This window comes from Castellaniella sp. FW104-7C03, assembly GCF_040276085.1.
Lineage (GTDB): Bacteria > Pseudomonadota > Gammaproteobacteria > Burkholderiales > Burkholderiaceae_B > Castellaniella.
This window is the reverse complement of the sequence record NZ_JBELOK010000005.1, coordinates 19,823-31,134: the sequence shown is the minus strand read 5'-3', so window position 1 is coordinate 31,134 and position 11,312 is coordinate 19,823. Positions and strand designations below refer to the sequence as shown.

The window sequence follows — 11,312 nt, the reverse complement described above, 5'->3', positions numbered from 1 at the left end:
GGCGAGGGCATCAAAGCTGGCGAGGATTACGGAATCTACGCAGGCCTGCGCGTGCAAATCGGCCGCTGGTCGATACACGCCCGTGTCGTGGCGAAGACCAAGCCCAAGAACCTGATCAGCGGTTTTTGGGTGGAAGTCACCGCCACCGAAAAGGGGGCCGCGTGATGAAAGTCATCAACACGAAGCTGCCGAAGTTGTGTCACGCGCGTCCCGGCGATGTCATCCGCGTGACCGACGACACGGGCAAGCCCACCGACACCCTGTTTTTAGTCGCCGTTTTCAATGCGCCGGGCAAGCGCGCCATGCGCGACAACATGATGCAGGGGCTGTACGACGAGGAACGCCCCCTGTTCATGGTCAACCTTGAAACCGGCGAAGCGCGACCGCTGCCTCACCTGTCGTCGCGCATTGAATTCGTGCGGGACATCGTGGCGGTGGAAGGCTGCAGGGAGGCGTGCCATGTCTGACCACGCCGCGCTTTCCCCATCCAGCGCGCACCGCTGGCTGCACTGCCCCGGCAGTGTGGCCATGGAATCGGCCTGCCCGGATGAATCCAGTCCCTTCGCGCAAGAGGGTACCGCCGCCCACTTCGTGGGAGCCACCTGCCTGACATCGGGCGATGACGCCGCCGTGCACGTTGGCAAGTTCGTCGCCATGACCAAAGGCACCGAACACTTTGACCTGCCAGGCAGGCTTGAAGGCGTCCCCCTGATCGAGGTCACCCAGGACATGGCCGAACACGTTCAGAAGTATCTGGACTATGTGCGAAGCCTTGGCGGCCAGCTGCTGGTCGAACAGCGCCTGTCCATCGAGTCCATCACGGGTGAGCCTGGCGCCAAGGGTACATCCGACGCCGTGGTGTTGCTGCCCGACGAACTGGTGGTGATTGACCTGAAATTCGGCAAGGGGTTGTTGGTCGACGCCGACCACAACCCGCAGCTGGGCATCTACGGTGCGGCCGCGCTGGAAGAATTCAGCCTCATTGGCGACTTCGCCCGGGTGCGCATGGTCATTCACCAGCCGCGCCTGAATTATGTCAGCGAATGGGTGATGCCGGTCAGCCAGCCTATGGATGGCGAAAGCCTGCAGACCTGGGCGGCCAACACCCGCACGCTGGCCGCGCATGCGCTGGCCTACGTCGGCAAAGGGCCGGCCGATGTTCGGCCGGAAGACCTGCGCCCCGACGATGACCCGTGCCGCTTCTGCAAAGCCAAGGCCATTTGCCCGACGCTGCGTGACCGCGTGCTGGCCACCGTCGCGGACGATTTCGTAGACCTCACAAAGCCCGTGGCGCCACAGCTGGAAAGCGCCGTAACGCGCACGGTCGACAACACCTTGCTGGGCAATCTGCTGGGCGCCGTTGACCTGATCGAAAACTGGTGTGCTGCGATCCGCGCCCAGGGCAAGGTCGAACTGCTGGCCGGCCGCGCCGTGCCCGGCTTCAAGCTGGTGTCGGGCAAGCGTGGCGCCCGGGCGTGGATGGACAAGGCCGAAGCCGAAGCCACCTTGAAAAAGATGCGCCTGAAAGTTGAGCAGATGTATGACCTGTCACTGATTTCGCCCACGTCGGCTGAAAAGCTGCACAAGGCCGACGCCATTGGCGCGCGCCAGTGGACGAAGCTGCAGGCCTTGATTACTCAGCCAGACGGCGCCCCAACGGTGGCCCCCACGGCGGACAAGCGCCCCGCGCTGGAAGTGTCGGCACCGCTGGACGGCTTCAAGGATGAAACCGTTCAACCCGATGCCGCGCCGACCGAAGACCTAGCCGAAATGGAGGGTCTTGTATGAGCGAGTGGCACCACTGGCGGCATGAAATTCTGCCCGCATCCGCCCAGCAAATCCTGCGGGAAGCCGCAGCCGTGGGCAAACCCGATTCACTCGCACGTCGTAGGGCCGTCGAAGAGGCCGGCGTTCGCGTGCGCCGTCTTTTCCCCCAGCTGTTCAAACCCGAAGCCGGCATGAGCAAGTACGCCGCCGCAACCAAGTAAAGGAGCCATCATGGCTGAAATCATCCTCAAGAATGTCCGTCTGTCCTTCCCCGACCTGTGGACGCCGCAGGAGTACGAAAAGGGCGACGGCAAGCCGCGCTGGAACGCCACGTTCCTGATTGTTCCCGGCAGTGAAAATGACAAGGCGATCCGCGCCGCGATCCAGGCCGAAGCCGCCGCCCAATTCAAGGACAAGGCCGCCGCCCAGCTGCAGGCCTTCGAGGGCAACCCGCAGAAGATGTGCTACCTGGACGGCAGCAAGGGCAGCACGGCCAAGTATGACGGCTACCCGGGCAACTGGTACCTGGCCACTCACCGCCAGGCGCTGATCAAGGGCCGCCCGAATTCGCGCCCGGAAATCATCGACTCCAATATGTCGCCACTGCTGCCCGACGATGGCCGCCCCTACGCGGGCTGTTATGTGAACGCCAAGGTCAGCATCTACGCGCAGCCCGCCCCCAACAGCGGCATCCGGGCATCGTTCTCCGTCGTGCAGTACGCGGCCAAGGGCGAAGCGTTCAGTGCCGGCACGCCCAGCCTGGACGGCTTCGCGGACATCAGCGAAGGCGCCGACGCGGCCGCCGACTTGGTGTAGGGGGCGACATGGACGTTCCGAACCTCAAGCCCCATCAACAGCGCGTCGTGGATGAAAAGGCGGAACTCGACGCCAGGCGGGAAAAGCTGGGTGCTTTCAAGAATACCGACCTGTTCGCCAGTCTTCCATGGCAGGAGCAGGAGCGCCTGAACACCCAGGCCCACCTGATGACCATGTACAGCGCCGTGCTGGGCGAACGCATTGCCGCCTTCCCAAAACCCGTGCTGACCGAAGCCGATGCGCAGGCCGACCTGGAAGGCCGACCCCGCCCCGCGTAATCAAAAACCGTGGGCGGCCGTTTCCTCCCAGCTGCGTTTAGCCCACGCGGCACCCAGGCCAGGATGGCTACCCCTTCGCTCCCACCCGCTACCTCAGGCGAAGGGCATGCCGAAACCAGGACGGCCGGGCAAGTGACTACCTGGAAATCCTGGCAAAGGGCTTTTTGAAGGGGTGATCTATGAGCTATTTCGATGACAACGAAGACCGGATTATTTACGGCAAGCGCCCGGCGGGCGCTGCGCCTGACGTGACTTGCAAGCGGTGCGGCAAAGATGGCCTGCGCTGGCAGGACGAGGATGGCGAATGGGTGTTGATGGAGGGCCGGCACAAGGTTCACCACTGCGACCCCAAGGACGTGCGCGCCACGTCACTGGATGGCTTCCATGCCCTCTAAGTACGCAAACCTTGCTGCCCGCATCATCGCAAACACCTACCTGTCGTTGGACTCGTTCTATGACGGGTCATCCTGCTGGATATGGATGGGCAAGCGTAATTCGTCGGGCTATGGGCAAATCAACCGCCGCTTCAAGCGTGGCCCGCGCAAGGGCAAGGTGGGCACCTTCCTGGTGCACCGCGTTGCCGTCGTGGAACTGGGCGGGCGCAAGCTGACCAACCGTAGCGTGGTCATGCACCTGTGCAACAACCGGCTTTGCTGCAACCCCGCCCACCTAAAGGGCGGCACGCAAAAGCAGAACATCAAGCAGTGTGTGGCCGAGGGCCGCCACTTCACACCCTTCAGGAAAGCGGCATGACGCGCCTGTGGATCGACTTCGAGACGTTCAGCGCCGTGCTGATCAAAAACGGCACGCACGCCTATATGCAAGGCGTGGAAATCCTGCTGACGGCCTGGGCCATCGATGACGGCCCGGTGTCGGTGGTCGATGAAGTCAATGGCGAACCCCGCCCCCGCGACCTGGCAGACGCGCTGGCCGACCCCCTGGTGCAGGTGGCCGCGCACAATTCCGCGTTCGACCGCAACGTGCTGCACTACACGGGGCAGGACGTGCCCCTGTACCGCTGGCACGACACCATGGTGAAGGCGCTGGCCCACGGCATGCCGGGGGCGTTGGGCGCCCTGTGCGACATCCTGGCCGTGCCGACCGACAAGGCCAAGGACAAGGCAGGCAAGCAGCTGATCCAGCTGTTCTGCAAGCCGCTGGCCGCCAATCGCAAACTGCGCCGTGCCACCAGCGCCACCCACCCGGAAGACTGGGCACGGTTCAAGGAATACGCGGGCCTGGACATCGAGGCCATGCGCGTGGTGGATGCCAAGCTGCCCAGCTGGAACTACACCGGCACCGAGTTGGCGCTGTGGCACCTGGATCAGACCATCAACGACCGGGGCGTGCTGGTGGATGTGGAACTGGCTCAGGCCGCGATCCATGCCGCCGAACTTTCCAAAAAGAGCCTGGCCGAGCGCACCCAGGTGCTGACCGATGGTGAAGTGCAGGCCGCCACCCAGCGCGACCGGTTGTTGAAACACATCCTCACCCACTACGGCATCGAAGTACCCGACCTGCAGAACAGCACCCTGGAAGACATCCTGAAACGGGAAACCGACCTGCCGCGCATGCTGGTCGAACTGCTGGGCATCCGGCTGCAGGCCAGTAAGACCAGCATCAGCAAATACAAAACGCTGGTCAAAGGTGTCAGCCCCGATGGGCGCCTGCGCGGCACCCTGCAATTCGACGGCGCCGCGCGCACCGGGCGCTGGGCAGGCAGGCTGTTCCAGCCGCAGAACCTGCCCCGGCCGACGCTGCACCAGGCCGCCATCGAACTGGGCATTGACACCCTGAAAGCGGGGTGTGCTGACCTGGTGTTCCCGAACGTGATGGAGTTGACCAGCAGCGCCATCCGTGGGTGCATCATCGTGCCGCCCAAGCACAAGCTGGTGGTGGCCGACCTGTCGAACATTGAAGGCCGGGTGATTGCGTGGTTGGCCGGCGAGGAATGGAAACTGCAGGCCTTCCGCGAATATGACACCTGCCTGGGCGTGGATGGTCAATGGCACGACGGCATAGCCCTGCGAGATGCCGCGCTGGCCGGCCGCCCCATCGCCCTGGAACGAAACAAGAAAGGTGCCCCCACCCGGCGCGGCCCCGACCTCTACAAGCTGGCCTATGCCAAGGCGTTCGCCGTTGGCCATGAAACGGTCGAAGGCAACCAGCGCCAAATCGGCAAGGTCATGGAATTGATGCTGGGGTACGAAGGTGGCGTGGGCGCATTCTTGACCGGGGCGGCCACCTATGGCATTGACCTGGACGCCATGGCCGTTGCCGCGCTGCCGAGCATCCCCGCCGACGTGCTGGCCGAGGCCGAACGGTACCTGACTGCGCGCAGCCGGCGCAAGGATGGCAGCTTCGGCCTGACGCCACAAACCTTCATGGTGTGCGACTCGCTGAAACGCCTATGGCGACGGGCGCACCCTGCCGTGTCAGCACTCTGGCCCGCGCTGGCCCAGGCCGCCATGATGGCCGTCATCAATGAGGGCGTCACCCAGCGCGTGCGTGACATCCGCCTGCAGCGCGCGGGCGCATGGCTGCGCGTGCAGCTGCCTTCCGGGCGCCTGCTGTGTTACCCGCTGCCCCAGGTGGACGACACCGGCAAGCTGTCCTACATGGGCATCAACCAGTACAGCCGCAAGTGGTCGCGCCTGAAAACCTACGGCGGCAAGCTGGCTGAAAACATCACCCAAGCCGTAGCGCGCGACGTGCTGGCCACCAGCATGCCGGCCGTCGAAGCTGCCGGCTACCAAATCGTGTTGACCGTCCACGACGAAATTCTGACGGAAGCCCCCGACCGCCCCGAATTCAACCCCGGCCACCTGGCCGGGTTGATGGCGGCTAACCCTGCCTGGGCCGATGGCCTGCCGCTGTCGGCGGCCGGCTTTGAAGCCCACCGCTACAAGAAAGGTTGATGACCATGCTGCTACTTCGATTCTTCAAGTATTACCGATCATTGGGCTACGACTGTTGGCCGGCGCTGCGTGCGGCGTGGAGGCGTACCCATGCGTGAATCCCAAGTCGAAACCTACCTGGTCGAACAGGTCAAGGCGCTGGGCGGGGAAGTCCGCAAGGTGCGCTGGATTGGTCGCAACGGCGCCCCCGACCGGCTGGTGATGCTGCCGGAAATCCGCAAGAAAATACGGCACGACGGCCCCAAGGGGACTACATACCACGACAAATTGGTGCGGCCCGCTGCGACGATTTGGGTGGAACTGAAAGCGCCGGGTGAAAAAGCGAAGCCCCACCAGCAGCGCGAACACGACAGGATGCGCCGCATGGGCCAGGTCGTGGTCGTGGTCGACTCGCTGGAAGGCGTGGACGGGGTGCTGGCATGAGGGTGCTTGACCCTTGCTGCGGTAGCCGCATGTTCTGGCTCGACCGCCAGCACCCTGATGTGGTGTACGGCGACCGTCGCAGCGAAACAATTACCGTTGCTGACCGTTCGCACGGCCAAGCCGATGGCCAGCGCACCCTGCGTATTGAACCAGACGTGCTGTTGGACTTCCGCGCGCTGCCGTACCCCGACGCCACATTCAAGCTGGTGGTATTCGACCCGCCGCACCTGGTTCGCGCCGGCCCTCGAAGCTGGCTTGCAGCCAAGTACGGCAAGCTGTCCGACAACTGGCGCGATGACCTGCGCGCGGGCTTCGCTGAATGCTTTCGCGTGCTGGCCGCTGACGGCGTGCTGGTCTTCAAGTGGAACGAAACCCAAGTCAAGGTGCGCGACGTGCTGGCCTTGGCACCCGTGCAGCCGTTGTTCGGCCATCCCACCGGACGCCAGGGCTTGACGCATTGGCTTGTGTTCATGAAACCGGGCGACGCCAGGGGGTTGGTGTGACTGAACGCCGCGCCTTCGCCCCCCGCCCGTACCAGGACATCATCATCGACCACATCCTGAACACGCCACGCTGCGCGGTGTGGGCAGGCATGGGCATGGGCAAGACCGTTTCCACGCTGACCGCCGTGGACGCGCTGGAACTGGTCGAGCCTGGCCCCACGCTGGTCACGGCACCGCTGCGCGTGGCGCAAAGCACCTGGCCGGATGAAGTCGTGAAATGGCAGCACCTGCGCAACGTGGAAGTGACGCCCATTGTCGGCACCGCCGCCGCCCGCAAAAAGGCACTGGCCCGCGCGTTCAGCTTTTCGGCCAGCACCTTCACCATCAATTACGAAAACATCCCGTGGCTGGTGGAAACCCTGGCCGACCTGCGCAAGCCCTGGCCGTTCGCCAAGATCGTGCCCGACGAAGCCACGCGGGTTAAGTCCTTCCGCACCCGCCAGGGTGGCAAGCGGGCGGCCGCCCTGGGTCGCGTGGCCCATTTGCCCCAGGTGCGGCACTTCATCGAACTGACCGGCACGCCGTCGCCCAATGGCCTGAAAGACCTGTGGGGGCAAATCTGGTTCCTGGATCGCGGGCAGCGCCTGGGCCGGTCATTCGAGGCCTTCAAGTCCCGCTGGTTCCAGACCATCCAGGTGGGCGCCGATCCGCATGCCGTTGACCTGATGCCGTTGCCATTTGCCCAGCAGGAAATTGAAAGCCTGCTGCGCGACATTTGCATATCGCTTGATCCGGCAGACTGGTTCGACCTGCACGAACCCATCAGCGTGCCGGTGTACATCGATTTGCCAGACCGTGCCCGCGACCTGTACCGCGACATGGAACGGGAAATGTTCATGCAGATTGATGGCCACGACGTGGAGGCCTTCAACGCGGCCGCGCGCACCATCAAATGCCTGCAGCTGGCCAATGGTGCGGCCTACACCACGGACGAAGGCGGCGAGAACCGCCCCTGGGCGGAAGTCCATACTCTGAAAACTCAGGCCCTGGAATCCATCGTGGAAGAAACAGGGGGCGCGCCGCTGCTGGTTGCGTACCACTTCAAGAGCGACCTGGCGCGCCTGCTGAAAGCCTTCCCACGCGGCCGCCACCTGGATGCCGACCCACAGACCCTACGCGACTTCAAGGCCGGGCGCATCCCGCTGCTGTTTGCCCACCCCGACAGCGCCGGCCACGGCCTGGACGGGATGCAGGATGTGTGCAATGCCGTCGTGTTCTTTGGGCATTGGTGGAACCTGGAAAGCAGGCAGCAAATCATTGAACGGGTCGGCGCCGTGCGCCAGGCCCAGGCTGGGCATGACCGGCCCACCTACATCTACGACATCATCGCGCGCAGCACGGTCGATGAACTGGTGATCGCCAGACACAAGACCAAGCGAGGCGTGCAAGACCTATTACTTGAAGCCATGAAAAAAGGAACCTGCAATGGTTGACCTGATATTTCCACCGCTGCCCGATGGCACGCTGAATGAAGAGTACATCCAGAATTATGCCCGCCTGGTGCTGGCGTCCCAGCCCGGCCTGCGCTTGGTGCCGGTGGAACCCAACATCACCATGATGGCCTGCGCACGCCTGGAAGCCAACAGGCACCCGCCACGGTCAGATGTCTGTCTGGCCGCCGCCTACCAGGCCATGCTGAACGCCGCCCCCAAGGTGCAGCCATGATTTACCACGGCAACCAAGTCGCGCGGGGAACTGCGCACCACGCTGCGCAGTATCTGCGGGATGCCTGGGATAAGACAGGCGACCCCGCCCCCGGGCCGCGTGCAGCGGCTGATGCTTTCGAAGAGGTGGCAAGCGCCGTCACGGTACCGTGCCGGGCTATCGGAGTCGCGCGCCAGGCGCTTCGCAGCGCCCGTTACGACGTAGCCACCGCCATCAGGGGGCTGGAAGATGAACACTGAACAGGGTCAATCACAGCTGGCTGAGGGGCTTGCCTGCGATATCCGCGAAGCCATCCATAAATACGACGGCGCCGTGCTGCTTGCCACGACCATCGGAGTGCTGGAAATCCTCAAGTCGGAACTGATGGCGGCCTGCCGTTCCGTGGAGGCAGACGACGATGACTGATTCAGCTACGACCCCGCCGGCCGGGGAAAAGGCCCTGACGCTGCAGGAAGTGGCCGCCCAGCTGGGACTGGCGTACAGCACCATTTTTGCCAAGCGCCACCAGATTGGCTTCCGCCTGCCGGGTTCCCGGGTGTGGCGCGTCTGGCCGTCCCGGCTTGCGGAATTGTCCGCCCCACGCAATACTGTGACCCGGCTACCCTTGCGGGCGACAGAGGAAAATTCATGTCAATCCGCAAAGATAAAGTATCCGGCATCTATCAAATCGCCATCAGCCCGCCGGGCGGTGGAGCGCGAATTAGATGCTCTGCTGGTACGAAAGACCGGCAGGCCGCCCAGGAATACCACGACCGGCTGAAAGCTGATCTATGGCGCCAGGCCAAGCTGGGCGAAATGCCCGACAAGGACTTTGAAGACGCCGCCGTGCGGTTCCTGCAGGAAACGGCGGGCCAGCGCGACTATGCCACGAAGCAGCGGCACGTCGCCTACTGGCGGGAAAGGTTCGCCGGCCGGTCGATTCGCTCTTTAACATCCGAGGACATTGTGGGCGCGCTGCCAACACATCGCGTCTATCAGAAGAAGGCGGCCACACTGCTGACTGCGGCCACGAAGAATCGCTACATCGCCACCATCAAGCGCATGCTGTACCTGTGCGCTGAATGGGGCTGGCTGCACAAAGTTCCGAAGCTGCCAAAATACCAGGAGCCTGATATTCGGGTGCGCTGGGAACCCCCGGTAGTCATCACGCGACTGGTTGGCGCGCTGACTTTGGAGTGGATGCGGGACGCCGCCATTGTGGCTGTGGCCACCGGCATGCGTGAAGATGAAATCCTTTCCATGCAGCCTTCACAGGTGAATCTTGCCCAGCGCACTGCCTGGGTGACGCATGAGGAAGCGAAGTCCAAGCACGCCCGCGCGGTGCCCCTGAACGATGATGCGATGACCGTGATGCAGCGGCGGCTGAAAACTGCTAAAACCTACATCTTCACCCGCGACGGGGGCGAGGATGTCAGGGTGCGAGAGATTGACCGCAGGGCATTCAATCGTGCCTGCAAGGCCATCGGCATCAAGGACTTCCGTTTTCACGACCTGCGCCACACCTGGGCATCGTGGCACGTCCAGGCGGGTACGCCGCTCATGGTGGTGCAGGAGTTGGGCGGCTGGCGTTCGTTTAAGATGGTGCAGCGGTACGCCCACCTTGCACCCAGCCACGTTGCAGCCCACGCCCACACTGTCAATTTTTTGGCAAAGTCGGAACTGGAAAAGAAAATCGCCGCGTGAGAGGCGGCGATAAGTCTTTGATACTGCTAGTGTTTCTTGGCTCCCCGACCAGGGCTCGAACCTGGGACCTGCGGATTAACAGTCCGTCGCTCTACCGACTGAGCTATCGGGGAACTGCGAAGAAGCGAAACTATAGCATAAATTTTGTCTGTAACACAAACGCAAACAACGTTAAAAATCGGCCTTATGCCGCCGGTGCCTATCGTCCTCGCGCCAGGTCGATGAGGCGGCGATCCCGCTTGGTGGGCCGGCCGGCAGTGATCTCTTGTGCGGGCTCAGGCGCGAAGCGCCGTTGCTCGGCTACGCGTTCGCGAGCCAGGGTGCTATCGGGGGTTTCCTGGTACAAAAGGGCAGCCTGCGGTGCCGGCCCCCGAGCACCGCTGACGGCCAGCACTTCAACCTCGATGCGCTGGCTTGCCTTGCGTATCAGGATGCGGTCTCCGGCCGCCACCTCGCGCGCAGGCTTGGCAATGATCTGGCCATTTACCTGGATGCGGCCAGCCGCGATTTCGTGGGCAGCCAAGCTGCGGGTTTTATAAAACCTGGCAGCCCACAGCCATTTGTCGAGTCGGATTTTATCCATCTGTTTTCCTGGGTAGTGGTGTGTGAGCGCCGGGTGACCCCAGCCTGCGCCACGGCGTCACATTCTGGCAAACCAGCTGCCCTATGATCGGCGCTACCATGAAGTCATTGGAGCACTGGACAGGATCCATGACGACGATTTACACCATCGGCCACTCGACGCATCCGCTGCCGGCGTTTATAGCGCTGCTGCAGGCCAGCAAGATAGAGCGTCTGGTGGATATCCGGACAGTACCGCGCTCGCGCACCAATCCCCAGTTTAACCGCGACACCTTGCCCGCGTCCCTGGCCCCCTATGATATCGATTATGAACATCTGGAGGCCTTGGGCGGCCTGCGTGGAAAATCAAAAACCGTTGCCAGCGATGTGAACGGCTTTTGGGAAAATGACAGTTTTCATCACTATGCCGACTATGCGCTTACCCCTGACTTTCATCAGGGGCTTGAGATGCTGTTGGCGCGGGCCGGCGCCCAGCGCTGTGCGATCATGTGCTCGGAAGCCGTGTGGTGGCGTTGTCACCGGCGCATTGTCAGCGACTATCTGATCGCTCGCGAGGTAAGTGTGTGGCACATTATGGGTGCCGGCCATGTTGATAAAGCCACACTCACCCAGGGTGCCAAGGTGCAACAAAACGGTAACGTCGTCTATCCACCCACAGAATCCGGCATGGATTGATG

Annotated in this window: 17 protein-coding genes and 1 tRNA gene; 16 read left to right on the top strand and 2 right to left on the bottom strand. The window is 63.0% G+C overall.

The features are described 5' to 3' along the window. Positions 1-164: 164 nt before the first annotated feature. The 15 genes from ABS758_RS07220 to ABS758_RS07150 all read left to right on the top strand — a co-directional run bounded on the left by ABS758_RS07220 (position 165) and on the right by ABS758_RS07150 (position 10,053). Entirely contained in the window at positions 165-467 is a 303-nt protein-coding gene (locus tag ABS758_RS07220; protein ID WP_350381714.1) for a hypothetical protein, read from the top strand. Further along, positions 460-1,788 carry a DUF2800 domain-containing protein gene (locus ABS758_RS07215; protein WP_350381715.1) on the top strand — a complete coding sequence of 443 codons (1,329 nt, stop codon included), beginning with the start codon at positions 460-462 and terminating at the stop codon, positions 1,786-1,788. Before ABS758_RS07220 ends, ABS758_RS07215 begins: the two co-directional genes overlap by 8 nt. Beyond that, on the top strand, positions 1,785-1,988 hold the full coding sequence (locus tag ABS758_RS07210) for a hypothetical protein (protein ID WP_350381716.1): 204 nt from the start codon (positions 1,785-1,787) through the stop codon (positions 1,986-1,988). Before ABS758_RS07215 ends, ABS758_RS07210 begins: the two co-directional genes overlap by 4 nt. Positions 1,989-1,998: 10 nt before the next feature. After that, entirely contained in the window at positions 1,999-2,583 is a 585-nt protein-coding gene (locus ABS758_RS07205) for an ssDNA-binding protein (RefSeq protein ID WP_350381717.1), read from the top strand. 8 nt (positions 2,584-2,591) lie between these two features. Further along, positions 2,592-2,861 carry a crAss001_48 related protein gene (locus ABS758_RS07200; protein WP_350381718.1) on the top strand — a complete coding sequence of 90 codons (270 nt, stop codon included), beginning with the start codon at positions 2,592-2,594 and terminating at the stop codon, positions 2,859-2,861. Between the two features lie 179 nt (positions 2,862-3,040). Further along, entirely contained in the window at positions 3,041-3,256 is a 216-nt protein-coding gene (locus ABS758_RS07195) for a hypothetical protein (RefSeq protein WP_350381719.1), read from the top strand. Then, positions 3,246-3,614, top strand: coding sequence for an HNH endonuclease (locus ABS758_RS07190; RefSeq protein ID WP_350381720.1), 369 nt, complete (start codon positions 3,246-3,248; stop codon positions 3,612-3,614). Before ABS758_RS07195 ends, ABS758_RS07190 begins: the two co-directional genes overlap by 11 nt. Continuing rightward, the gene (locus tag ABS758_RS07185) at positions 3,611-5,779 is read left to right on the top strand and encodes a DNA polymerase I (protein WP_350381721.1); all 2,169 of its coding nucleotides are present in this window, start codon (positions 3,611-3,613) and stop codon (positions 5,777-5,779) included. The genes ABS758_RS07190 and ABS758_RS07185 overlap by 4 nt, the downstream gene beginning before the upstream one ends. Before the next feature lie 90 nt (positions 5,780-5,869). Further along, complete coding sequence (locus tag ABS758_RS07180; protein WP_350381722.1) at positions 5,870-6,202, top strand: PDDEXK family nuclease; 333 nt, start codon at positions 5,870-5,872, stop codon at positions 6,200-6,202. Next, positions 6,199-6,705: a class I SAM-dependent methyltransferase gene (locus ABS758_RS07175; RefSeq protein ID WP_350381723.1), complete on the top strand. Its 507-nt coding sequence runs from the start codon at positions 6,199-6,201 to the stop codon at positions 6,703-6,705. The genes ABS758_RS07180 and ABS758_RS07175 overlap by 4 nt, the downstream gene beginning before the upstream one ends. After that, on the top strand, positions 6,702-8,138 hold the full coding sequence (locus tag ABS758_RS07170) for an SNF2-related protein (protein WP_350381724.1): 1,437 nt from the start codon (positions 6,702-6,704) through the stop codon (positions 8,136-8,138). The genes ABS758_RS07175 and ABS758_RS07170 overlap by 4 nt, the downstream gene beginning before the upstream one ends. Continuing rightward, positions 8,131-8,370, top strand: coding sequence for a hypothetical protein (locus tag ABS758_RS07165; RefSeq protein WP_350381725.1), 240 nt, complete (start codon positions 8,131-8,133; stop codon positions 8,368-8,370). The genes ABS758_RS07170 and ABS758_RS07165 overlap by 8 nt, the downstream gene beginning before the upstream one ends. Next, a complete protein-coding gene (locus ABS758_RS07160) occupies positions 8,367-8,609 on the top strand; it encodes a hypothetical protein (protein WP_350381726.1) in 243 nt (80 codons plus the stop codon). The genes ABS758_RS07165 and ABS758_RS07160 overlap by 4 nt, the downstream gene beginning before the upstream one ends. Beyond that, positions 8,599-8,775: a hypothetical protein gene (locus ABS758_RS07155; protein ID WP_350381727.1), complete on the top strand. Its 177-nt coding sequence runs from the start codon at positions 8,599-8,601 to the stop codon at positions 8,773-8,775. The genes ABS758_RS07160 and ABS758_RS07155 overlap by 11 nt, the downstream gene beginning before the upstream one ends. 222 nt (positions 8,776-8,997) lie before the next feature. Further along, a complete protein-coding gene (locus ABS758_RS07150) occupies positions 8,998-10,053 on the top strand; it encodes a tyrosine-type recombinase/integrase (RefSeq protein WP_350381728.1) in 1,056 nt (351 codons plus the stop codon). Between the two features lie 37 nt (positions 10,054-10,090). Here ABS758_RS07150 and ABS758_RS07145 read toward each other — a convergent pair. Both ABS758_RS07145 and ABS758_RS07140 read right to left on the bottom strand, forming a co-directional pair. After that, a tRNA-Asn gene (locus tag ABS758_RS07145) sits at positions 10,091-10,166 on the bottom strand. A gap of 86 nt (positions 10,167-10,252) precedes the next feature. Then, the gene (locus ABS758_RS07140; protein WP_350381729.1) at positions 10,253-10,636 is read right to left on the bottom strand and encodes an RNA-binding S4 domain-containing protein; all 384 of its coding nucleotides are present in this window, start codon (positions 10,634-10,636) and stop codon (positions 10,253-10,255) included. Positions 10,637-10,764: 128 nt separating this feature from the next. Here ABS758_RS07140 and ABS758_RS07135 point away from each other — a divergent pair, with 128 nt between their 5' ends. Further along, a complete protein-coding gene (locus ABS758_RS07135) occupies positions 10,765-11,310 on the top strand; it encodes a DUF488 domain-containing protein (RefSeq protein WP_350381730.1) in 546 nt (181 codons plus the stop codon). Positions 11,311-11,312: the final 2 nt, after the last annotated feature.

Bases quoted from the DNA above. Each gene is read 5' to 3' on its own strand.
- ABS758_RS07220 (WP_350381714.1), top strand. From the start codon at position 165: ATGAAAGTCATCAACACGAAGCTGCCGAAGTTGTGTCACGCGCGTCCC.
- ABS758_RS07215 (WP_350381715.1), top strand. From the start codon at position 460: ATGTCTGACCACGCCGCGCTTTCCCCATCCAGCGCGCACCGCTGGCTG.
- ABS758_RS07210 (WP_350381716.1), top strand. From the start codon at position 1,785: ATGAGCGAGTGGCACCACTGGCGGCATGAAATTCTGCCCGCATCCGCC.
- ABS758_RS07205 (WP_350381717.1), top strand. From the start codon at position 1,999: ATGGCTGAAATCATCCTCAAGAATGTCCGTCTGTCCTTCCCCGACCTG.
- ABS758_RS07200 (WP_350381718.1), top strand. From the start codon at position 2,592: ATGGACGTTCCGAACCTCAAGCCCCATCAACAGCGCGTCGTGGATGAA.
- ABS758_RS07195 (WP_350381719.1), top strand. From the start codon at position 3,041: ATGAGCTATTTCGATGACAACGAAGACCGGATTATTTACGGCAAGCGC.
- ABS758_RS07190 (WP_350381720.1), top strand. From the start codon at position 3,246: ATGCCCTCTAAGTACGCAAACCTTGCTGCCCGCATCATCGCAAACACC.
- ABS758_RS07185 (WP_350381721.1), top strand. From the start codon at position 3,611: ATGACGCGCCTGTGGATCGACTTCGAGACGTTCAGCGCCGTGCTGATC.
- ABS758_RS07180 (WP_350381722.1), top strand. From the start codon at position 5,870: ATGCGTGAATCCCAAGTCGAAACCTACCTGGTCGAACAGGTCAAGGCG.
- ABS758_RS07175 (WP_350381723.1), top strand. From the start codon at position 6,199: ATGAGGGTGCTTGACCCTTGCTGCGGTAGCCGCATGTTCTGGCTCGAC.
- ABS758_RS07165 (WP_350381725.1), top strand. From the start codon at position 8,131: ATGGTTGACCTGATATTTCCACCGCTGCCCGATGGCACGCTGAATGAA.
- ABS758_RS07160 (WP_350381726.1), top strand. From the start codon at position 8,367: ATGATTTACCACGGCAACCAAGTCGCGCGGGGAACTGCGCACCACGCT.
- ABS758_RS07155 (WP_350381727.1), top strand. From the start codon at position 8,599: ATGAACACTGAACAGGGTCAATCACAGCTGGCTGAGGGGCTTGCCTGC.
- ABS758_RS07150 (WP_350381728.1), top strand. From the start codon at position 8,998: ATGTCAATCCGCAAAGATAAAGTATCCGGCATCTATCAAATCGCCATC.
- ABS758_RS07140 (WP_350381729.1), bottom strand. From the start codon at position 10,636: ATGGATAAAATCCGACTCGACAAATGGCTGTGGGCTGCCAGGTTTTAT.
- ABS758_RS07135 (WP_350381730.1), top strand. From the start codon at position 10,765: ATGACGACGATTTACACCATCGGCCACTCGACGCATCCGCTGCCGGCG.